Genomic DNA, 20,766 nt, shown 5'->3' with positions numbered 1-20,766 from the left:
CTGTCTATTTAATGCTTAAACATTAAGATTACGACAACAAAGACGAGCTTATTACTTGATATAGCAGCTCATGCCCCGCGCTGTTTGGGTGTAATCCATCTGCCGTTAAATAGGCTTCTTTATTGTCATTAAACGGCGTGTAAACATCAATCAAATTCACACTGTACTTCACAGACAATGCGAGTAATGCGTGGTTGTAACAACGAATGGTTTCGTCATTACGGATGCGGTTATTTACATTAGGAATGCCATCAAGCTCGGCAGCAATAGGCGTAACGTTAATCAATACAACATTAGCGCCCTTCTCAAGTGAGAACTCAATACAGCGACTTAAGTTGTCAATGTAAGATTCTATGGCAACAAGATGATTACCGTCTTGCTTAGCGAGGTCGTTCGCACCATAACCAAATAGTACTGTATTTTGCTTATCGTCTGCTAATCGGGTCACGAATTCAGGTTGAAAACGTTGTATCAAACCATCGGTGGTTTCACCACTAATGCCCATATTAAAGACACTGACTCTATCTGATCCGCTTGCAGAAACTGTTGTACTTATTATGCGACTCAAGCAGCGAGTTTTAATGCGATCAGCCCAACCACCATAGTCAGCATCACTTTCACCACGTGTAATACTATCACCAAAACAAATTATGCTCGCCATATACCCTAGCTCCGAAAATATTCATAAATAAACTATTGAAAATAAACTACTACAATTGACTAAAACTAGCTATATTATCTTTATATTCAACAAAACAGACATCCGGTTGCATACTCTAGTTAATTTAAATAACGTGATGCAATTGCGAATGATTTTCACTTGCAATATACTATACCACTCATTATTTCCATCATTACTGGCACTTACGAGTGCTCATATAAATGAATTCACTAACATGGCCACTATGCAAAATACATCACTAGACCGAGTAAAAAGTGCATTTACCCAAGGTATCTGGGTCACATTAATTAGCATTGCTATCGGTTTTAGTTTTAAGATTTGGTTAGCACACTGGGTCCCAAAAGATGACCTTGCTCTGTTCCACAGCGTCGTCGATCTAATCTCTTTGTCGTTAATTTTAATGACCGGGTTTCGTTCATCTATGGTGGTGAGTTATTCACAAACACAAAATGACCGCGATATCATTAATGTGTTTCGCTATAGCTTAATTACCATGGTACTTATTACCTGGGGAGTTGTGATCCCCTACATTAAACATCAGTTAGATATTGACGTCAGTTATTACCAATTGGTGGGTATTATCTTTGGGATGGGACTAAAAGTATATTTCACTAATCTTATTGCCATGTACCGATTATACAGTATTTCGAATAAAGTCATTTGGTTAGAACCACTCGCTAATGTAATCATGTTTTTTGTTTGTTATTACGTGTTTAACTTAGATGCCTTGGTATCACTGTTTATGGGGTTAACACTATCATCTCTTGCCATTGCCGTTTACATGTTTAAAAAACGTCGTAGAGATATTTCAACACGTCCGTTAGCAGCTGTTCATTTCGATCCTAAGTTAGTTAATTTTGTGAAAAAAAGTTTCACCGCATCACTTGAAGCTGGCGCGAGCATTTTAATGATATACATTACCGTACTGCTGACCATTCGACATTTTAGTGTAGATGAATTAGGTGATTTCCAAGTCGTTGTACGCCCTGTATTCACTTATGTAACACTGTTATTCGTATTTCCTATCTATCGATTTGTATTACCCGAACTGGCGGTGTGTGTGCGAAACGGCGATCATCAGCAAATCAAACTGATCCGCAGCTGGGTGTTTAAAGTGTCTTTCGCTGTTAGCAGTGTGTTTTTCTTAATCATGCTGTTGTTTGGAGAATCATTAGTGCTTACTCTTTTCCCTCATGAATACGATGGCGCTGTTCCTGTATTGCTGCATTTTTCATTCTTCTTTATTTTTATGATGCTAAATGCCTATCAACTTGCTTATATCAAAGCGCATGGGCGCTTTATGCACAGTTTATGTATCCGTATCAGTGGTATAGTCACTCTTATGCTGTCATTCCAGTTATTAAGTCAGTTTACCGAAAATGTCGTCGCCATTATTATCGCGTTATGCAGCGGTTACTTAATGATGTTTATCTTATCCAGTGTAGTGGAACGACAAATTTTAAAGAGCCATAATATTAAGCTGATTCATCCGCCTGTTTGACCCAACGAGCAGGTATTGAAATGCATAAAGCCAGTCACTGACAACAGCGACTGGCTTTAACGCTAAACAAACAATAAGTTTACAGACGCACACCTTCAATATTAAACGTCATATCTACATACGCAGATGCAGGTCCAAGATTAGTCGTAATGCCATAATCAGTTAGTTTCAAACTTGCTTCACCCGAGAATCCAGCGCGGTGGCCACCCCAAGGATCTGCACCTTCACCCACTTTTGTAATTGGGAAAGTAATTGTCTTAGTAATGCCTTTTAAGGTGAATAGCCCCGTAACAAGACCCTTTCCATCATCACTGAACTCGATATTTTGACTTTTGAATTTTGCTTTCGGAAATTTCTTAACATCCAGAAAATCATCACTTTTTAAATGCTTATCACGCTCGGCATGATTTGAATCTAAACTGGCAGTATCAATTATTAGATTGATCTGCGACGCGTTTGGCGATTTAGCATCATACGAAAAGTCACCATCAAACGTATTAAAACGACCCAGTAACCAGCTGTAACCTAAATGCTTAATTTTAAACTGTATAGAAGCATGCGCACCGGCAACATCAATATTATAATCAGCAGCCTGAGCGGCATTGGATGCGACAGCAGCGAACAGTGAACTAGCTGTAATAGCAGCGGCTAAAATTTGTTTTTTCATTTTATTTCCCATTTGAATTTACCTTTAATATTTAATGTCTTCATGGCGACTTGTTATTTGAACCTAAGTCCGAATTAAAATCCGATAACATCGCTATTATTTATTAATCGTTATTTACTTTCTGCCTGCCCTACTTTCAACATACGTACTAACGTCTTATTTTTATTAATAAAGTGATGTTTAATCGCAGCGATGGCATGCACACCAGCGAGAACGATTAACACCCATGCTAAAATTTCATGTATGTCGCCCGCTATATCCTCTTGATTGTCAACAGAGAATGGGATTGCAGGTACGGTAAATGCTTCAAACACCATGATGCCACGTCCATCGGCAGTCGAAATTAAGTATCCCGATATCATTAATGTAAACATCAGTAGATATAGTCCGAGATGAACCAAATGCGCACTTGTTACCTCAAAGTTACTCGCATGCTCATCTGCACTATCTGGACTGATATTGATCCAGCGCCATAATGTGCGAATCAATAATAAACCAAGTAACAGAATGCCGATGCTCTTGTGCAAATCGAGTGAGCCTTTATACCAAGCATCATAATAAGTTAATTCAACCATATATAAGCCTAAGCCGAACATGCCAAAAATGGCAAATGCCATAATCCAGTGCAATAAAATAGCTACCCAGCCATACGCTGTTTTAGTATTATTTAACATTCAAGTATGTCCCTACATCAGTTAATTCATAATACGGTCATTTTGACTATTAAAAAATAGTGATTAATGCGAAACTATTGTGCATAAATGCACAGAACTTTTCTATTAAAGTAAATAACGTCATTCACAGTAACTGGTATAAGCGCTTGTTTATTTTAATGCTCCGTAATTGAACTCAAAACTAAAAGAATTTTGATATGAAAAACATTTCTTGGGATGATTACAAAATAGCGTATCAAGTTGCCATCGATGGCAGTTTAAGCCAAGCAGGTAAATCGTTAAATATCAATCATGCGACAGTACTACGACGTATTAACCAGTTGGAAACAGCCTTAGAAGTTAAATTGTTTTTTCGACACCAACGCGGTTATAAGGTGACGGATGCAGGCGCGATCCTCCTCGCTGAGTTGCCAGAACTCATTGCCCGCTTCAGCAAACTTGAACATCAGTTACAGAATGTAGAAAGTAATATTAGCGGTGAATTACGTATTTCCACCATCAGTTCGTATTCTTCACAGTTAGCGCCAGCACTAAAAGCGTTTAGAGATATCTACCCAGCTATTCGTATCAAGGTATTATCTACAGATGATATCGTGCCATTGGAGTCTGGAGCCGCTCACATATCACTACGTGCAGGGCCAAAACCCAACGGCGCGGATCTAATCGTTAAAGAGTTAACGCGGTTTAAAACAAATTATTATGCGTCAAAAGAATACGTGACAGAGTTCGGAAAGCCGAGTATTGACAGTAGCCTGAACGACCATTATTGGGTGTTACCTACGGCAGATAAATACCGGCTCCCTTTTGTCCGCCATGTCGTTGATAACATAGACCATGATAGAATCGTATTTCAGAGCAATCACTTTCCTGATGTTAACCAGGCCGTCATCGAAGGGATGGGCATTGGCCCCATGGGAGAGCATCAAGCGAAGCTTTATCCGTCGCTAGTAAAGATACCGTTGAATTCGCCTAAATCAGAAGAAGCAATGTGGTTTGTTTATCATAAAGATGCAAAACACAGTGCCCGAGTGAAATGCTTTTATGAATTTTTACATGCGAGATTAAAACGACTGCAACATAATAATTAACTTACATACATCAAAAATAGAAAGGTCAGCTTTGACCTCAGCACCAAAATACGGTCATCATTGCATCTCCGGAATATTTACGACATCTGTATTTAATCTATCCAAGTCGTAAACACATATCGTCAACAGTGCGCGGTTTCATTGATGTCGTAGTGACAGAATTAGCACTCATTTAGATGACCACTAAATATATTTAGTATATTAAATATCAATAAAACCAGCTATTAACACTAAAGTAATAGCCTAATTAACATAGGTCAAGGTAACACCATGATGTTATTGAGATAATTAAAATAGAGAGTAACAAATTTACGACAAAAATAATTGAGAAAATAATGACATCATCAAAATTAAACGCAGCACAATCGTTGCACGAAAATGAAGTAGATTATTCAGCCACGTTAAATCTAATATCAACAACCGATCCACAAAGTAACATCACTTATACTAACCAGGATTTTTGTCATGTAGCCGGATATAGTGCAGATGAAATGCATCATCAACCTCATAACCTTGTCCGTCACCCCGATATGCCCAAACAAACTTTTTTACAGCTATGGCAATATATCAGTTCCGGTAAAAGTTGGATGGGATTGGTAAAAAACAGCTGTAAAAATGGTAGCCATTACTGGGTTTCAGCGTTTGTTACACCAATTACCAATGAGCAGGGGCAAGTCATTGAATATCAATCAGTGCGGAGCAAACCTGATCGAGATACGGTAAGTCGAGCATCAGCACTGTATCAAAAAATGCTAGCAGGTAAGTCAGATTCTGAACTGCGCTTTAAACAGAATACTATATTACTCACCTTAACAGGGAGTTCACTGCTGCTTTTAGCCGCACAATGGTTTACCTCAGGTGCGACATTACTAACAGCTGCGACCACAACCGCTACCTTGTTCTCTTTTGCAATAATCTGGCACACCCACTATAGAATTAGTCACTTAACTAAATTAGCTAAAGAAGCATATGATAACCCGTTAATGGAGCATGTCTATACGGGTAAAAAAGACGACTTCTCAGCTATCGAACTGGCACTAAAGATGCGCCAAGCAGAACTACGAGCCATTGTCGGCCGTGTTAGTGAAACGTCAGCAGATATCTTGATCTCAGCGGAAGATGAATTTTCCCAAGCCCAACGGATAAAAACCAATCTAGAACAGCAGAATGATGCAACAGAACAAGTCAGTGTCGCCATGGAACAAATGTCACTCTCTGTTCGTGACATTGCAGAAAGTGCCGTGCAAGCATCTTTGCTGACCTCCGAGGCACAAAAAATGTCAACTGAAGGACAGCAAAGTGTCGAAACCACTATCAACTCTGTGCATTCATTACACCTAGAATTGGATAATTCAAAACGTGTGATCAACATATTATCTGAAGATTGTGTCCAAATTGAAACGATTCTGGACGTGATTGGAGCGATCGCCGATCAAACTAATTTATTAGCATTAAATGCCGCGATTGAAGCTGCTCGCGCTGGCGAACAAGGTCGTGGTTTTGCAGTTGTTGCTGATGAAGTGCGTTCCTTAGCCCAAAAAACGCAGGCATCAACAGGGGAGATCCAGCAGATGATCACAAAATTACAGCAAACCGCAACTCAGGCCGTTGAATCGGTAGATCGAGGCGTTACATTGTCCCAACAATGTAATGATCAAGCCGCTGAAACAGGTACACGCTTAGAGAAAATCAACCATAAGTTAAACCGAGTTACAGACAGCAGCCATCAGATCGCTTCTGCCGTTGAAGAACAAGCAGGCGTGAGTGATGATATTTTACGTAACGTTGAGCATATTGGTCAACTCAGTACCGCGACGTCAAAAACCAGTGATGACTCTGTTGAAAGCACTCGTAAGTTAGTAGCTAGATTAGAAACCATGCAACGCTTAATTGGTCAATTTCAAAAAAACTAATAAAAAGGAGCCAACGGTATTTTTCAAGACAGTTGGCTCCTTACTTTAGCACTAATTTCGATGACTTAACTAGCTACTGCTTTACTTCCAGTCGATGAAGCATGCGATACAACACGGGAACAACAAGTAAAGTAAGTACCGTCGCGAACCCTAAACCAAACATAATGGTTACCGCCATTGGCTTAAAGAATACATCAGGGAGTAACGGGATCATCCCCAATACTGTGGTAATCGCTGCCATGCAGACCGGACGAACACGACTAACGGACGCATCAATAACAGCTTGATAACGATCTTTACCCGTTTGTATTTCAATTTCAATCTGATCAAGTAATACAATACCGTTTTTAACCAGCATTCCTGATAGGCTTAAGAAACCAAGTAAGGCCATAAACCCGAACGGCGTATTTAGTATAAGTAAACCCATCGTCACACCAATAATCGCCAGTGGTACTGTTGCCCATACAATCACTGCATTTTTGACGTTATTAAACAAGAATATCGTGATTAAGAACATGAACAGATACCCCATAGGCATAGTTTGGAATAATGACGCTTGTGCATCCGCAGACGATTCATACTCACCACACCACTCTAAAGAGTAACCCGGTGGAAAATCGATTGCTTCGACTAACGGTTGGATACGTTTTTGTAGCGTTGCAGCCGTCTCTTCGCCTAATGGATCTGGATCAGCAAATATCGTTAACATACGTTTACGGTTTTTACGGACGACAATCGGATCTTCCCAACGAATATTTACAGCTAAAATAACTTGCTGTAACGGCACGTAACCTTTTAACACCGGACTCCAGATTTTCATACCTTCAATAGTACTGACATCCACCCGTTCTTTTTCAGGTAATCGCGCGATAATGGGTAGTAAGTTAGTCCCATCACGATAAATACCCACAGCCAAGCCAGAGAATGCCATTTGCAATAAATCATCGACGTCAGACTTAGTGATACCGTAGCGACGAGCCTGACTTTCGTTAAACACAGGTTCAATCACCTTAGTCCGTTCACGCCAGTCATGCCGCACGTTAAATGCCCCTGGATCGGCACGCATAATATCAATTGCTTGTTGTGCTAAGCCACGTAATACCGTTGGATCAGACCCCACTAAACGCGCTTCAATTTTAGAACCTGAAGAAGGACCTAATTCGATGCGTTTTAGTTTATATTCAATATCAGGATGGAGTGAATCAAGTTCCCCGCTCACTTTACGTAACATTGGCATTACATCGTCATAACTCGCAACTCGCACAATTAATTCACCATACGATGCATAGCTTTTCTCTGGCGCGTAGGTCAACATAAAGCGCTGAGAACCTTTACCCGTACTAGAAGATACATGGGTTACATCTTCATTGTCTCTTACCATCACTTCTAATTCACGTAGTTTTTCACTGGTAGCTCGAATATCAGAGCCTTCCGGTAGCCAAACATCAACCATAAACATCGGTGTGGTTGACGAAGGAAAAAACGATTGTTTTAACTGTGTGAAGCCATACAAACTTGCCGCCAGCATCAAAATCAATGTGAATACCGTGATCCACGCATTTTTCATGCATGTTTCTAATACGCGTTTATAAACAACAAAGACAACCCCTTTATACGGGTCGTTATCTTCACCGTCAGCATCTACTTTAAGGCCTTTAAAGAACATATCAGCAAAAAATGGTGTCAATGATATCGCCGTAAACCAACTCAACATCAACGAGATAAGTAAAACACTAAATAGCGTTTGCGTATATTCACCTGTCGAATCTTGAGATAAACCAATTGGAGCGAATGCGGTAACAGCAATCACCGTTGCCCCTAATAAAGGCCATTTAGTCTGGGTAACAATATCGGTTGCCGCCTGCAGGCGAGTTCGACCTTTTTGTACCCCAATTAAAATACCTTCGACCACGACGATGGCATTGTCCACCAGCATACCTAATGCGATCACTAATCCACCAAGCGAAATACGCTGTAGATCAATTGCCATTAGATTCATGAACAAAAACGTACCCAAAACGGTAAGTAACAGAATTAGTCCAATTAAAACACCTGCACGAACCCCCATGAATAAAAGTAATACCACGATAACAATAGCTATAGCTTGACCTAAACTAGTAATGAAACCTTTAACAGACTTATCGACTTCGTCAGGTTGGCTATAAACAACATCAATATCGATACCAATCGGTTGCTGCTCTTTGAGTTCACTTAAACGTTGATAAACGCCCTTACCCTTTTCTACAACATTAACACCCGAAATAAATGCTATACCTACATTCAATGCAACCTTGCCGTTAAAAGTAACTAAATTATCAGGTACTTCTTTAAAACCACGACTAATCGTTGCCACATCGCGTAGATAAATTAACCCTTGAGCGCCCGTTTCAGTAATAATCAAATCACCTAACGCATCAACATCAGTAAACTCCCCCGTTGGATGAATACGGATATATTCAGTCCCTATCCTCACCGCACCAGCACTGGATACCAGATTTTGCGTGGCTAACGTGCTGTAAATGGTCGTCGGCGAAATGCCCAAACTGCTTAAACGTTGCATCGACATTTCAATAAATACCTGCTCTTGCTGCACGCCAGAGACTGAGACTTTACCAACACCATCAACGAGTTCTATTTCTCGACGTAAATAGTCAACATAATCATTTAGCTCTTTATAGGAGTAACCATCGCCAGTGATCGCTAACAAAATACCGTAAACATCACCAAAATCATCAATCACAGACGGTTCTGCGACACCCGGTGGTAAATGGGATTTGATATCATTGACTTTACGGCGTAATTCATCCCAAATTTGTGGTAAATCATCCGGACCATACTTGTTCTTCATCGTCACCGTGATTTGTGACAAACCACGACTCGAAATAGAGTTGACTTCATCTACATATGTCAGCTGCTGTATGGCTTTTTCTAATGGATAAGTAACTTCTTCTTCAACTTGTAATGGGGTGGCACCGGGGTAAGATGTCACAACCATTGCGTCTTTAATTGTAAATGCCGGATCTTCTAATCGACCTAAGCCGAAAAAAGCCATGGTTCCGCCAATTAAAAAGATCAGTGTGAGCATCCAGCTAATTACTTTATTTTTAATAAAATAGGCGGCGATATCTTGTTTCATTATTGTCCAGCCTCTTTATCGTTGTTTGGCTTGTTTTGTGAATTGTTCATTGATTCATCGAAAATTTTAACTGATTGACCTTCACGTAAGCGGTTACCACCAGCAACCACGACCTTTTCACCTACCGCTAAACCAGAGCTTAAACGCACGCCTTCATTCATCACTTTATCAGTGACAACTTGACGTTTACTCACCGTGAGATCACTGTTAACTACCCACACGAATTTTTGCGTTGCATTCAAATCGTCACCATCTTCGTTTAAGATCGCTTCAAGTGGAATAAATGGTTCGTTTTTCTTGTAGATATTGAGCTTTTGCGCATCAGCACGCACTTCGACTGCCATGCCATCGAGAATAAATTTATCTTTAGGCATCGGCATCGTCAGTGTGATCACAAATGACCCCACCTTAGGGTCTGGCTCTGTCGTGAACTCTTTTAAATGAGCCTCGTATTCCATACCATCAGCAGTAATGACTTTCGCTCCCGGTCTTGATGCTTCAACTTCAACAGCAGAACTTTGCGAATAAATAATATCCGGTGCTTGTAATTGAATATCTACAGTCGTCGTACTGTAAATATTCATTACCTGCTGCCCGACTTGCACATTTTCAAACTGTTGTATTGGCACATGCGAAATAACACCTGAAAAAGGCGCTTTCAATTCAGTAAAACTTAAATTCAGTTTGGCAATATCCAGCCTTGCTTTAGCAATACGACGTTGTGCTTTGAGCTCATCAAATTGAGATGGGGCGATATAACCTTGATCAACCAACTTTGCCGAACGACGATATTGACTATCAGCAATGGCATATTCCGCTTTTGCGTCATCCACTTCTAAGCGATAATAAGTCGGATCAATTTGAGCAAGTATTTGCCCCTTAGTCACTCGTTCACCAGGACCAGTCGTCACAGATGTGACCTCACCTTGTAACCGGAAAGATAAGCTTGATTTATCTGCTGCAACAGCCACCGCAGGATACGATAACCTCGCAGAGTCTTCGGCTAGTTGCACGGTCTCAATCTTAACTAACTGTATTTTTTGTCTTGGCTCTATAATCGGCTGTTCACAACCTTGCAATATTGTTATCGCACTAAGTGCAATAACAATAGAAGAAAATTTGTTCATATTACAGTCCCCGCTCCTTGATCCAAGATCGTACTTTCTGACCTTCTCGCAATTCACTCACACCAGAAACGGCAATATTATCACCATCGTTTAAGCCTTTCGTTACACGCCCACTTGCATCTAACTCGACTTCTCGCTTGTGCACAATACCTTGATCATCAACCTGCCATACAAAAACTGAGTCACCCTTTCGCATTAATGCTTGCGGATAAATCGCACTGGCACTACCTTTAGGAAGCGCAATACGGACGGTACCCGCCATCCCCGGTAGGATATTTTTACCTTCAGGTCGGTCCATAAACAAGGTGACTTTATAGCTGGAATTTGTCGCGTTGGCTTCAATATCGATTTCTTTAAATTGAGCAGGAAATTCTTCACCGCGGATAGTATCGAACATAACGGTTGGGCGACGACTATACTCATTATTAAAACGTGCAAGCAGCTGTTCAGGCAGTTGGAAAGTGACATTAATAATGCCCGCCCGCTGAATATGCATCACGGCTTCTTTCGCCATCACATATTCATGATTTTCCTTTAAAGATAAAGATAAGGTGCCATCATAAGGGGCGACCAAGGTCGCATAACCGAGGTTGGATTCTTGTTTACTCAACGTAGCTTGCGCTTGGTTGCGCTTAGCCTTAGAAATATCGTATGCTAATTCAGAAACAACATTAGTTTTACGTAATTTAGCATCACGCTTAAACTGTACTGTGGCGAGTTCATAATTAGCTTGAGCTTGCTCAACCTGCAACAAGAATTCATCTTGATTTAAACGAGCAAGTGTCTGACCTTTAACCACATTTTGGCCAGGATTGGCATCCACCGAAGATAATAGACCCGAAACTCGGAATGCAAGTACCGCTTTATCATCGGCTTCGACAATACCTGGAAAGGTTCGAAATGTATCTTTAATACCAACCTCGACGGTTTGCAGTTTAACAGGCCGCGAGTCCGGTTCAGGTATTACAACCTGTTCTTCACTGCAGCCAGAAAGTAGCAGGCCAGCAACAACTGTGGTCGCTATAATTCCCTTCATATAATCACCCTAATAATGTGCTGTTTACTTAACGATTAATATTTTTTTTAAACCCGTCAAGTTGTCATAATAAACTATTACTAAACTATAGCCTTTAAAATAGTATTTACAATGACTTATATACAAGTCATTTATGACAACGATAAGAACACAACGTGTCCAGATGTAACGTCATCAATTTCTGGATTATTGGTATAACTTCTATTACCAAGAATACAAAAAGCAGAGCCATCACAAGGCACAGTTAACCAATTAAGCGTCCATGTTGTACTCGGTAATTCCATATTAAGTAAAAAACGCATTTCAGGAGCAGCTGGTTTAGGGTAACCATTGACGAGCGTGATAGTGTTACCGTTATAATCAACACTGGTTTCTGAGTCATCAATTTCTTTACGTATATTAACTAAATCCATGGCCGTTTTTAAACTACCGCTCAAATTTCTAACTACAGCCCGGCTTGCATCATGTTGGATATTAATAAATGTAGGGATCGCTGTTGCGGCTAAAACACCTAATACGATGATAACTATCACTAACTCAATTAGTGTAAAACCGTTATTATTTTTCATAAAATCAACTCATTCTAGCTTAACCGACGAACACGATATAAATATAAAATGACTACTCTAACTTGTTAACAAAATAAATCAATACTCTAATTCCATCGGCATATCTTTAACACCCTGTTTTTCACGAATACCACTGACAGGTACAAATCCGAACTTTAGGTATACATCTGCTGCATTCAATGCAGAGTTGACTGTAAATTTACCCTGATTTCCATTCGCTAAACATTCATCTCTCGCCTGTTCCCATAATTTTCTCGAAAGACCTTTGCCTTGCTGGGCTTCAACCACAAATAAATGATACAAATGCGAATTTCCTTTCATCCCAACAACACCAATTAGTTCGCCATTTAATTCTGCAACATGATATGCATAACCCGCATCTAAATAGTTAGAGATACAATTTGGTGCCATAGAATTGATTATTAACAGCCCGCCCTCTTTATTGCAGGTAGGTAAAATATATTTAATGACAAGAGGTGTGATTAACTGGCTAATTCCATCAATATCATTATGTTTGGCTTTTCTTATTATCATGTCATTCCCTTAGTCGCGCTAGCTGCTCGTTTATATCAAAGTTACACGCTAAGGGATTGTTATTCAATATATAATCATCAACAAATCAGATTGATATAAGTTGAAGATAATACCCGATCATTTAACCCTAGGTACTTAATCGACCCTTAATCAATAAGAAAATAAAGTAGCTTCCCCCGATGAGCGAAACCAAGATCCCGGCAGCTAGCTGAGCAGGATACAGAATAACTTGACCAAGCCAATCAGAAAACTGCACTAAAAATCCCCCCAGTAATGCGCTGACCAAAAGTTGTTGCTTGACACTTTTGGCACCCAACATCGCCGCCATATGCGGTGCAAGTAAACCGATAAAAGCGACTGGCCCCATGTTAGCGGTGACAAACGCCACAAGTAGCGCGACCAAACAGAGTAATAATACAAAAGCAGCTGAGCCATTTAACCCTCGTGAAAATGCCATTTCTTTGCCAGCAGATATTAATGTTAACCAACGTGATAGTGAAAATGCTAATAGCAATAATAACATCACGCTCACGGCAAGAATCACAGCTTGATTTGCACTTACTCTATAGCTAGATCCCGCCAACCAAGCTAAAATACCATAAACATCATCATTACCACGCGCCAGCGCAAATTGTACGAAGGCTTCAATCAATGCCGTTAACGCAATACCGGTAAGAATTAACTTCGGCGGTGAATAATCATGTTTTTTACCCAAAAGTAAAATGATTACTAACGCCCCCATCGCCCCAACAAACGCAACTAGTGGACCGGCTTCAAAAATAGTAATACCCCAAAACATACTCGCAAATACCAACGCAAAAATAGCCCCTGCCGAAATACCTAAAATATCAGGGCTCGCGAGCGGGTTATGAATCAAACGTTGTAAAATGGTGCCGGCAACAGCCAAACCTGCACCAGCGGCTAAAGACGTTAAAATACGTGGCCATCGTATCGACCAAGAAAACGCATCTGGCCATGCTAATGCCCAGGAACTGTCTTGCATAACAAAGACACTTGATAGCGTCACCGAGAGCACAATACTGGCTAAAATAGCAATAAAAACCCGCATTTTTAAACGGCTAATACCTTGCGGTAAACGAAACACCATTTGATCTTCCGCCTTTAATGCGCTCCGACTAAACCAAATAAGCGCAGGTGCTCCAATCACTGCGGCTGCGGTTCCACTCGGTATAAAATCGAGGGTAAACTGACTTACCCATGCAGCCAAACTATCCGTTAACACTAAAAATAATGCGCCTAATAATAAGCTATAACAGAGTTCATCACGTGCTGTTCTGGCACCTAAAAACCGAGCTATATTAGGCGTTAATAAGCCAACAAAACCAATCACGCCAACTGCCGTAATTGCTGATGATATTAACCATACGCCTAATAACAATAACAGCAAAAATGTCGGCATAATGTTAAGACCACGAGCACTTGCACCTTGCTGACCAATGCGCATTAACGTTAATACCCGTGGTGCTACCGCCAAAATAATCAAGCCAACCAGCATGCGTGGCATTAACCAATATACCCAATCCCAACCATTTTGAGCGAGATCACCGGCGCCCCAAATAAACAAGTTTTTAGCATATTGATCATTAAGCAAAATCACCCCTGTCGCCAAGGCACCAAGTAATAAATTAACCGCCATCCCCGCAAGAATAACGGGCAAGCCTGAAAGATTATTAAGCCCAGTGATCAATAGCACTAACGCCATTGCTAATAACGCCCCAAATAAAGCAAAAATATTACTATTTTCAATGCCTAAATCGGGAAAAAATACCGCTACTAATACCAAGGCTAACCAAGCCCCCGAAGAGGTGCCAAAAGTTAAAGGCGATAACAATGGGTTTTGCGTCAATTGTTGCATTAAACTGCCGACTAAACCTAAACTTGCCCCCACCAAAATAGCTATCACCAAACGTGGTAAAATAGCGTAAACAAAATCAACCTCAACAAACTCTAGCGGTTCTAGACCACAGATTAATGCCAACTGCTTCGTGATCGTTAATTCAGTTTGTAACTGCAACGATAAGAACAGTGCTAGCATCAGCGCCAGCACTGTCATTAAATACCTCAACATCTATCTTCCCGTTCTAACAAATTTTTTATTTCACTGCGTTATTTATTGCAATCGAAAACTAATGACCTAATTACCGGCCGTATTATTCTGCTTATGCGCTAACGCTAATAAGCTCTCGGCGATCCCTTCCGCAATGTATTGAATTGACATTGCCCCACCGTAACTCCAGCTTGTCGCAACACTATTAACGCGCTTACTCCGGACAAAAGGCATAGACTGCCATAATCTTGAACGAGACAATGTCTGCTGTTGATCAAACGGTTCAAAGTACAAAACAGTACCATCAGTAATTGTATGTAGGTCTGAAATGCGTTTTTGTACTATACCCCATTGGGTTACAGGCAGGTCTAACGCTGGCTCGATACCTAATTGTTTTAAGGCATATTGCGGCATGGAATTACTGCCATACAGATACACAGATGTTGTGCTAACAAAACGCAATGTGGCAACCTTTGGCAATTGACCATCATAAGCCTGCAATAAACGCTGCTTCAAATCATCGAGTTTATCCGCCATTGCCGCAATCTTTCGCTCTGCAAATTCTTGTTTATTCACAACTCCGGCTAAGTAACGAAAATTATCTAAAGCGGCTTGTGCATTATCATGAGATGCACTAAAAGTTTGATAAAATAATACCGGTGCTATTCGCTCCAATTTACTTTGCAAGTCTGCTTGCGGTGATGCAATAATAATAACATCCGGTTTCAGCGCCGCGATCTTCTCATAATTAGGCTCAACTCGAGTACCAATGTCTTGCACTTCTGCTGGCACTTCAGGTTTACTTACCCATTCTCTGTAACCTGCAATATCTGGCATACCGACAGGAACAACATCTAACTCTAAAATTTGCTCGGCCAGATCCCAATTCAGCACGACAATACGTTGCGCATATTGCGCTAGCTGCTTATTACCTCGACTGTCCGTTACCGTTATCTCAGCCTGTGAAAATAATGGGGTTATCAGCAGTACAGATGCGATAAATAATTGAATCAATTTAGTCATTTTTTTTCTAATTAACATACAACAGCAACCTTCTCATCTCGGCTTGGATGATCTATTAATGTAATATCGGTGCCATACAAGGCAGAGAGTTTTTTACTATCGAACAAAATACTATGATCTCCTGAAAAACTAATCTTCCCTTGTTTTAAAGCAACCACACGTGTCGCAAATCTTAGCGCTAAATTAATGTCATGTAGGATCACTATCACTCCCTGCCCAGACTCCCTGTTAAGCGACTGCAGTAGTGATAACAGATCATATTGATGACCAACATCGAGTGCAGAAGTCGGTTCATCCAAGATTAATACCCGCGATTGTTGTGCCAATAGCATCGCAATCCAGGCTCTTTGACGCTCACCGCCAGAAAGACTGTCTGCAATATGATCGCAAAATTGCGCAGTATCCGTTTGTTGCATCGCGGTTTCGATAATATCTGTGTCTTGTTGGTTATAACGCCCAAAAGTGCCACGCCAAGCAAAGCGCCCTAGCCGCACAAGTTCCTTCACCGTTAAACCAGCAACTTCGGGTAAACGTTGTGGTAAAAACGCAATTTTTTGTGCTAATAGTTTTGTTGATAGCGTACTCATTAATTGTTCTGAAAACTCAATCTTGCCGCTGTCTGGCTTTAACTGACCAGCTAACACCTGTGCTAAGGTCGACTTACCAGAACCATTGTGACCGAGGATCACCGTAAATTCATTACTATCGATTTGCAGCTGCTCAATAGACAAGATGTCACGCCCATCACGGTTCACAACAACATTTTTCAATTCAAACATTTAAATCCTATTTATTCTTTGGGCAGTTAGAACACAAGTCACCGTCATCGCGGCGGTAATGCATGCAACAACTGATGCGTTTAACTGACCATAATTCAGCTTCAGGGGCTTTATAAAGTGCACTCAAGTGTTTATTCGGTAAATCAAACGCAGCAAACCATAGTTTTGCCTGTTCATACACATCTAAATCAGCACGTAATTGTTGTAATGCGGTGAGATTAACCAGAATACTGTCCGCTAATAAATGCGCAACAAAGCCCGGTCGCAAACGGTATTGCAGCGCGAATTGTTCTCGCAAAGAGGCAAATAATAATGTCAATTCTTGTCCCGAATAAGCAATTAATGCCAGTAAATCCCCAGTAACTAAGCGGTGTTCCGGCAAAGTGAATCCAGCGACAAGGCCGTAATCACCCTGATATTGTCCAACTAAACTTAATTTAGGCACCGCATGAGTCGCATAAACGCCAATAAATGCGAGGTATAACGGTTGCCATATCAACATAGTCCAACCCCGTGTTAACCAATAAGAAGCACCCGCCTCTGGATGTTGCATTTGCCAATAATTATACAGTTGCTTAATCGCAACCTGACTATCTTGCTGCGGATTAAAATGCGCTTTTTCAGGGTTATCCAGTCCGCCTTTTAATAAGGGGGTGATGGATAACGCAGTTTGAAAAAATTGCGCATAATGCGTAGCCTGCATATTCGCATCCTTATCTAGAGGCATAAATTGTCCAGGCATGACACCTGGTCCTATTGAAATCAAATTAACGATTAAAAGTTAAATTTAACATTAGCAGTAATATTACGCTCAGCACCAAACCAGCAATTGTTCGTGTCATAACAAGAATAATATTCAGTGCCAAACAAGTTACTCGCTACCACAGAAATACTTGAACCATCTAAACTGTCGCTTAAGTAAGATAGATCATAAGCAATTGACATATCAACGAGTGTGTAATCAGGTACTTGATCGCTATTCATCGCATCAATCTGAGTTTCACCAACATAACGGATACCCGTACCTATGGTCGTCCCGGCTGGCATACCGTTATAAATGTAATAATTCAACCACGCATTCGCAGCATGCTTGGGAACCCAAATCGGCGTTTTACCTTCCAACCCGGTATTATCCTCGGTCACTTTCATGTCCATATAGGTATAACTCGTCGCAAGATCTAGATTGTCGGTTAGCATGACATTCGCTTCGAATTCAACGCCTTTAGACTGCGTTTCGCCCGTTTGAACTTTGTCATATGCTCCGCCAGTCGGATCTCGCGTTAAATCATTCTTCTTAATAATGTTAAACATCGAAACAACAAACGTTTTACTCATATCTGCAGATTCATATTTCAGACCCGCTTCCCATTGCTCACCAGTTGATGGTACAAACGCATTGCCGTGACGATCTGCCCCCACGACAGGTTCAAAACTCTGTGCATAACTGACATAAGGTGCTAAGCCATTATCAAAGTTATATAAACCGCCTAAACGGAAAGCAAAGTTATCTTGTTTAATGGCTGCAGCAGTATCAGCCCCTGAAGCATGGTCTGTTGATGTTTGTTCATATTCATCATAACGGCCACCAGCGATCACAATCCAATTACCTAATACCAGCTGATCTTGTACATAAAGCCCGACTTGATTACTTTCTAGATCAAAATCGGTGGTGTAGGTGAAATTAAGCGAGCTACCGTCGATTTGTTGATGATTAGGATTAAACACATCAATCGATGGCGCACTGGCATCTTTGTAAATAATACGTGAATCGAGTTGCTGATAATCAAACCCTAACAGTACGTTATGTTCGAGTACGCCTGTATTGAAACGACCTGAAATTTGATTATCGATAACAAAGCTTTGTGATTTCTCATCGGTAAGATACGCATTACGGCCAACGGTACGCATATCGCTCTGCAGCGCAGTGTTATAGGTATTTTCTTGGTAAGCATCCGCATCCATGTAACGCGCATTCATCTAGAAGGCCCAGTTATTATTAAACTCATGGTTAATTTTATAACCCAGCATTAATACTTCACGCTCATAGGTATTCCAATTTTCATCACCTGTGAAAGTACTAGGATCAAGCTTCCCGTTAGGATTTGATAACACACTCCCCGCCCCAGGTACTGATGTGTAAATACCTGCTGATGGATCATTTTGGTAATAAACATTAAAATTAACTAGCGTCTTATCAGACAACTGCCAATCTAAAGATGGCGCCAATACATAACGCTCTTCTTCAGAGGTATCTGCTTGTCCCTCTTTCTTACGCGCTAAAGCAACGACACGATAAGACAGATTTGAATCAGCTATCTGACCAGTGGAATCAATAGAGAACTCTTTGTGATCACGGCTACCACCAGTTATCGTCACATCGGTACTTTGTTCTTGTTGTGGTGATTTAGCAATGAGATTGACCATACCGCCCGGTGGGATATTGCCATACAAAACAGAGGTTGGTCCCTTAAACACTTCGACTTGTTCAAGTGCAATTGAATCAATTTGTGGCTGTAGATTCCAGCCATTAAACATCAGCGGCAAACCATCGTAAAAATTTTGATAGTTAATAAAACCACGAATATTAAATAAATCTAATCGAGAAACCGCGCCACCCCTTAGTTCAGTATTCACTGCAGGTACATAACGAAGTGCTTCGGCTACCGACTTCACCCCTCGTAAATCAAGCGTTTCTCTATCTACGTCAGTAATCGCTTGCGGTGTATCGATCGGCGCTAATGCCGTTTTGGTTGCGGTGTTTCGGTACGCTTTACCAAAGATAGTCATTTGCTCTTCAGTACTATCGCTAGAATTACCGCTAATAGACTGCTCAGCAAAAGCTGAACTCGATAAAGCGCAAATAATGGCAAAGGCCACAGGGGAAAATATACGAGCAGGTTGGTATAACATTCGGACTCCAAATCTCAATTCATGCAAATGATAATTATTATCGTTTGCATTGTATAGGGAGATTTAGAGAAAAAATTAACAATTTGGTGCAATAATCAAAAAGTTCAAATTATTTTAGCTTCGAGGTTCGATTGGTAGCCAATATTCCATGTAAGAAGATAAGTCCTCTGGGTCATAATTTATCGGATAGATCTCCAATTCATAACCGTCAACACTGTCATAATTTGAATCCGGTATCCAATGTGAAAACAACCAAGCAAGTACTTGTTCTAATTGTTTAATCGGTCCTGTAAATGGAATAACAGCGTACTCTTGTGCAGGTATATCTATAGTATCTAATGACGTAGTGCCGAGTAGATCACTCGCAGTACTACCCGCCCAATAAGGGATCGCATCTATATCATCATTGGCTTTAATCACTCCGACAACACCAATCAACTCTATATCCGCAGCCAGTGATGAGCTTTCACTCAACACGGACAGCATTTCAGCTTCAGGCAAGTTTTCGACAAATTCAGACCAAATGAGCGGGACTTGCTGTTGATAATTAGGTGTTAATGAAAACAATCCTGAAATAATGCCAGATGTGCAGTAAAGCGTAAATTCTGGGCGGGTTTCAATACGAATTTGTAATAATCGAGCCTCTAGATCAAAGCTATCTAATACCCGTGAACAGAGCTTAATTGGGGTGCGTAGACCAAGGCGTTTACCGCGTCGGCGGTACGCCATTGGCGAATATGCAAACATATTTTTAAACGTACGACTAAAACTAACTTCAGAGCTAAAACCTAACGCCAACGCGATATCAACAACCCGACTTTTACTGCCTAATAATTGCTCAGCCGCTAAACTCAATTTTAACTCTCGCACATACTGCGCAAGATTCAGCCCCGTTTCATGATGAAATACGCGCTGTAATTGCCAACGTGACCAACAACTTTTATCCGCCAGTTGTTCAACTGATAACGGTTGGTCTATGTTTTCATTGATAAAATCCAACAACTTTCCGATGCGGGTAAAACGGTTAACTTGTTTTTTATTTTCTTTCTGCATCGTACA

The 20,766-nt window shown here is 40.7% G+C and carries 18 protein-coding genes; 3 read left to right on the top strand and 15 right to left on the bottom strand.

Features of this window, described 5'->3' with window-relative positions:
* Positions 1-28 precede the first annotated feature (28 nt).
* A complete protein-coding gene (locus HRT96_RS14915) occupies positions 29-661 on the bottom strand; it encodes a GDSL-type esterase/lipase family protein (protein ID WP_293158308.1) in 633 nt (210 codons plus the stop codon).
* A gap of 244 nt (positions 662-905) precedes the next feature.
* Between HRT96_RS14915 and HRT96_RS14910 the strand changes: the two genes are divergently transcribed.
* Positions 906-2,183, top strand: coding sequence for a hypothetical protein (locus HRT96_RS14910; RefSeq protein ID WP_293158418.1), 1,278 nt, complete (start codon positions 906-908; stop codon positions 2,181-2,183).
* 79 nt (positions 2,184-2,262) lie between these two features.
* Here HRT96_RS14910 and HRT96_RS14905 read toward each other — a convergent pair whose 3' ends face one another.
* Both HRT96_RS14905 and HRT96_RS14900 read right to left on the bottom strand, forming a co-directional pair.
* Positions 2,263-2,850: a YceI family protein gene (locus tag HRT96_RS14905; RefSeq protein ID WP_293158305.1), complete on the bottom strand. Its 588-nt coding sequence runs from the start codon at positions 2,848-2,850 to the stop codon at positions 2,263-2,265.
* A gap of 110 nt (positions 2,851-2,960) precedes the next feature.
* Positions 2,961-3,524, bottom strand: a complete 564-nt coding sequence (locus HRT96_RS14900; RefSeq protein ID WP_293158302.1) for a cytochrome b — start codon at positions 3,522-3,524, stop codon at positions 2,961-2,963.
* Between the two features lie 197 nt (positions 3,525-3,721).
* Between HRT96_RS14900 and HRT96_RS14895 the strand changes: the two genes are divergently transcribed.
* Complete coding sequence (locus HRT96_RS14895; RefSeq protein WP_293158299.1) at positions 3,722-4,612, top strand: LysR family transcriptional regulator; 891 nt, start codon at positions 3,722-3,724, stop codon at positions 4,610-4,612.
* Between the two features lie 335 nt (positions 4,613-4,947).
* Positions 4,948-6,525, top strand: a complete 1,578-nt coding sequence (locus HRT96_RS14890) for a PAS domain-containing methyl-accepting chemotaxis protein (RefSeq protein WP_293158296.1) — start codon at positions 4,948-4,950, stop codon at positions 6,523-6,525.
* Between the two features lie 73 nt (positions 6,526-6,598).
* Here HRT96_RS14890 and HRT96_RS14885 read toward each other — a convergent pair whose 3' ends face one another.
* The 12 genes from HRT96_RS14885 to HRT96_RS14830 form a co-directional block, all read right to left on the bottom strand.
* Positions 6,599-9,661 carry an efflux RND transporter permease subunit gene (locus HRT96_RS14885; protein ID WP_293158293.1) on the bottom strand — a complete coding sequence of 1,021 codons (3,063 nt, stop codon included), beginning with the start codon at positions 9,659-9,661 and terminating at the stop codon, positions 6,599-6,601.
* Positions 9,661-10,788, bottom strand: a complete 1,128-nt coding sequence (locus tag HRT96_RS14880) for an efflux RND transporter periplasmic adaptor subunit (protein WP_293158290.1) — start codon at positions 10,786-10,788, stop codon at positions 9,661-9,663. Before HRT96_RS14880 ends, HRT96_RS14885 begins: the two co-directional genes overlap by 1 nt.
* Before the next feature lies 1 nt (position 10,789).
* Entirely contained in the window at positions 10,790-11,824 is a 1,035-nt protein-coding gene (locus HRT96_RS14875; RefSeq protein ID WP_293158287.1) for an efflux RND transporter periplasmic adaptor subunit, read from the bottom strand.
* A gap of 131 nt (positions 11,825-11,955) precedes the next feature.
* Entirely contained in the window at positions 11,956-12,393 is a 438-nt protein-coding gene (locus HRT96_RS14870; RefSeq protein ID WP_293158284.1) for a type II secretion system protein, read from the bottom strand.
* A 78-nt stretch (positions 12,394-12,471) separates the two neighbouring features.
* Positions 12,472-12,927 (bottom strand): GNAT family N-acetyltransferase, encoded by a 456-nt coding sequence (locus tag HRT96_RS14865; protein WP_293158281.1) that lies wholly within the window; start codon positions 12,925-12,927, stop codon positions 12,472-12,474.
* Between the two features lie 127 nt (positions 12,928-13,054).
* The gene (gene fhuB / locus HRT96_RS14860; protein WP_293158279.1) at positions 13,055-15,016 is read right to left on the bottom strand and encodes a Fe(3+)-hydroxamate ABC transporter permease FhuB; all 1,962 of its coding nucleotides are present in this window, start codon (positions 15,014-15,016) and stop codon (positions 13,055-13,057) included.
* 66 nt (positions 15,017-15,082) lie between these two features.
* Positions 15,083-16,036 (bottom strand): iron-siderophore ABC transporter substrate-binding protein, encoded by a 954-nt coding sequence (locus HRT96_RS14855; protein WP_293158277.1) that lies wholly within the window; start codon positions 16,034-16,036, stop codon positions 15,083-15,085.
* Positions 16,030-16,797 carry an ABC transporter ATP-binding protein gene (locus HRT96_RS14850; RefSeq protein WP_293158274.1) on the bottom strand — a complete coding sequence of 256 codons (768 nt, stop codon included), beginning with the start codon at positions 16,795-16,797 and terminating at the stop codon, positions 16,030-16,032. Before HRT96_RS14850 ends, HRT96_RS14855 begins: the two co-directional genes overlap by 7 nt.
* Before the next feature lie 7 nt (positions 16,798-16,804).
* On the bottom strand, positions 16,805-17,524 hold the full coding sequence (locus tag HRT96_RS14845; protein ID WP_293158271.1) for a siderophore ferric iron reductase: 720 nt from the start codon (positions 17,522-17,524) through the stop codon (positions 16,805-16,807).
* A 47-nt stretch (positions 17,525-17,571) separates the two neighbouring features.
* The gene (locus HRT96_RS14840; protein WP_293158268.1) at positions 17,572-18,774 is read right to left on the bottom strand and encodes a TonB-dependent siderophore receptor; all 1,203 of its coding nucleotides are present in this window, start codon (positions 18,772-18,774) and stop codon (positions 17,572-17,574) included.
* On the bottom strand, positions 18,775-19,707 hold the full coding sequence (locus tag HRT96_RS14835; protein ID WP_293158265.1) for a TonB-dependent receptor plug domain-containing protein: 933 nt from the start codon (positions 19,705-19,707) through the stop codon (positions 18,775-18,777). It abuts the gene before it with no gap.
* A gap of 114 nt (positions 19,708-19,821) precedes the next feature.
* Entirely contained in the window at positions 19,822-20,760 is a 939-nt protein-coding gene (locus HRT96_RS14830) for an AraC family transcriptional regulator (protein ID WP_293158262.1), read from the bottom strand.
* Between the last annotated feature and the right edge of the window lie 6 nt (positions 20,761-20,766).

The sequence above is a fragment of the Moritella sp. genome (genome assembly GCF_013215705.1).
Taxonomy (GTDB): domain Bacteria; phylum Pseudomonadota; class Gammaproteobacteria; order Enterobacterales; family Moritellaceae; genus Moritella.
Note: the sequence above shows the minus strand (reverse complement) of the source record. Positions and strands in the feature narration are given on the sequence as shown.

Excerpts from the sequence above, each read along its gene's own strand:
- HRT96_RS14915 (WP_293158308.1), bottom strand. The coding sequence starts at position 661 with ATGGCGAGCATAATTTGTTTTGGTGATAGTATTACACGTGGTGAAAGT.
- HRT96_RS14910 (WP_293158418.1), top strand. The coding sequence starts at position 906 with ATGCAAAATACATCACTAGACCGAGTAAAAAGTGCATTTACCCAAGGT.
- HRT96_RS14905 (WP_293158305.1), bottom strand. The coding sequence starts at position 2,850 with ATGAAAAAACAAATTTTAGCCGCTGCTATTACAGCTAGTTCACTGTTC.
- HRT96_RS14900 (WP_293158302.1), bottom strand. The coding sequence starts at position 3,524 with ATGTTAAATAATACTAAAACAGCGTATGGCTGGGTAGCTATTTTATTG.
- HRT96_RS14895 (WP_293158299.1), top strand. The coding sequence starts at position 3,722 with ATGAAAAACATTTCTTGGGATGATTACAAAATAGCGTATCAAGTTGCC.
- HRT96_RS14890 (WP_293158296.1), top strand. The coding sequence starts at position 4,948 with ATGACATCATCAAAATTAAACGCAGCACAATCGTTGCACGAAAATGAA.
- HRT96_RS14885 (WP_293158293.1), bottom strand. The coding sequence starts at position 9,661 with ATGAAACAAGATATCGCCGCCTATTTTATTAAAAATAAAGTAATTAGC.
- HRT96_RS14880 (WP_293158290.1), bottom strand. The coding sequence starts at position 10,788 with ATGAACAAATTTTCTTCTATTGTTATTGCACTTAGTGCGATAACAATA.
- HRT96_RS14875 (WP_293158287.1), bottom strand. The coding sequence starts at position 11,824 with ATGAAGGGAATTATAGCGACCACAGTTGTTGCTGGCCTGCTACTTTCT.
- HRT96_RS14870 (WP_293158284.1), bottom strand. The coding sequence starts at position 12,393 with ATGAAAAATAATAACGGTTTTACACTAATTGAGTTAGTGATAGTTATC.
- HRT96_RS14865 (WP_293158281.1), bottom strand. The coding sequence starts at position 12,927 with ATGATAATAAGAAAAGCCAAACATAATGATATTGATGGAATTAGCCAG.
- fhuB (WP_293158279.1), bottom strand. The coding sequence starts at position 15,016 with ATGTTGAGGTATTTAATGACAGTGCTGGCGCTGATGCTAGCACTGTTC.
- HRT96_RS14855 (WP_293158277.1), bottom strand. The coding sequence starts at position 16,036 with ATGTTAATTAGAAAAAAAATGACTAAATTGATTCAATTATTTATCGCA.
- HRT96_RS14850 (WP_293158274.1), bottom strand. The coding sequence starts at position 16,797 with ATGTTTGAATTGAAAAATGTTGTTGTGAACCGTGATGGGCGTGACATC.
- HRT96_RS14845 (WP_293158271.1), bottom strand. The coding sequence starts at position 17,524 with ATGCCTCTAGATAAGGATGCGAATATGCAGGCTACGCATTATGCGCAA.
- HRT96_RS14840 (WP_293158268.1), bottom strand. The coding sequence starts at position 18,774 with ATGAATGCGCGTTACATGGATGCGGATGCTTACCAAGAAAATACCTAT.
- HRT96_RS14835 (WP_293158265.1), bottom strand. The coding sequence starts at position 19,707 with ATGTTATACCAACCTGCTCGTATATTTTCCCCTGTGGCCTTTGCCATT.
- HRT96_RS14830 (WP_293158262.1), bottom strand. The coding sequence starts at position 20,760 with ATGCAGAAAGAAAATAAAAAACAAGTTAACCGTTTTACCCGCATCGGA.